Raw genomic sequence first — 1190 nt, 5'->3', positions numbered from 1 at the left:
ACAGTGTTAACATTTACGAGTGGCCCAAACGAGCAGGCAAGCGATGCAAACACGAGATAGCTGTCGGCGAGCTTGTCGTATCGAGTGGAGACGCGACGAAAATGCTTGATACGGTTGAAGAATCGCTCGACGAGGTTGCGAGTGCGGTACAGCACGCGACTGTAGCGACGTTTTGTTTTTCAATTCGAGCGCGGTGGGATGACAACCTTCGCGCGAGTAGCCCGAATGCGTTTCACAAAAGTGTCGGAATCGTAGCCCTTGTCCGCGATAACTGCTTTCGTGCGCAGATGCTCAACCAGTTCTGCGGCACACGAGATGCAGCGACCTGTCCTTCAGTGATGAGCAGTCGCAATGGACGGCCCGCCGAGTCCACCGCCAGATGCAGTTTGGTGCTCAATCCGCCCCGGGAACGCCCGAGCGCTTGCGGCCCGCTTTTTTTGAGGCCCCCGCCGAATGCTGATGCGCTCGCACGATGGTCGAATCGATCAGGACGTGCTCGATTTCCGTCTCGCTTGCCAATGCATTCACAACCCGCTGCCAGACTGCTTTGAGTCGCCAGCGTGAGAAGCGCATGTACACCGTATGCCATCGACCGAACTCCGAGGGAAGATCGCGCCACGGACTGCCGGTGCGCGCAATCCAAAGCACCGCTTCGAGAAACCAGCGATTGTCGGTGGCCGTCCTGCCCCGGTCGCCTTCCTTGCCCGGCAGGATAGCTTCGACTTTGTTCCATACTTCGTCGCTCAGTAACGTTCGTACCATCCTGTCTCGCAGTGCAAAAGACAGGATGTAAACACATTTTTTCAACTATTTTTTCAAATGTAAACAGAGCCTAGCGAAGATCGCCGCCGGCGAGACGATCGCGCAGGTTGCCCGCGACTTTGGCGTTACCGGACAGATCATCATGCGGATCCGTGACGCGGCGGCCGCATAGAGAAACTACGCTACAGAGACCAAACAATGAGCGTCGTCTACAAGAAAGAGGCGACTGGTTGCGAGTTTCGACGCTGATTTCGTAGAGGGCGATCGAACAAGCCTGAGGCGCAAATCGATGTCGGGTACGGCACGCTGAAGATGCGAAGATATGTTTCGTTATGCGAAGATGAAGGTATCGACAGGTCGAGCACGATCGCAACGCTGAGTCGGGCGCCGACGGTGCTACGCTAAGCCAGAAATTGAGATCAGTTTTG

1 pseudogene is annotated in these 1190 nt (G+C 55.9%); it reads right to left on the bottom strand.

The features are described from left to right. A pseudogene (locus P0D89_RS53160) lies at positions 1–762 on the bottom strand (IS5 family transposase); the annotation flags it as partial. Positions 763–1190 lie beyond the last annotated feature (428 nt).

It is taken from the genome of Paraburkholderia sp. RL18-085-BIA-A (assembly GCF_046027075.1).
GTDB lineage: Bacteria > Pseudomonadota > Gammaproteobacteria > Burkholderiales > Burkholderiaceae > Paraburkholderia.
The sequence above is the reverse complement of the archived record's forward strand: the minus strand, read 5'-3'. Positions and strand labels throughout refer to the sequence as shown.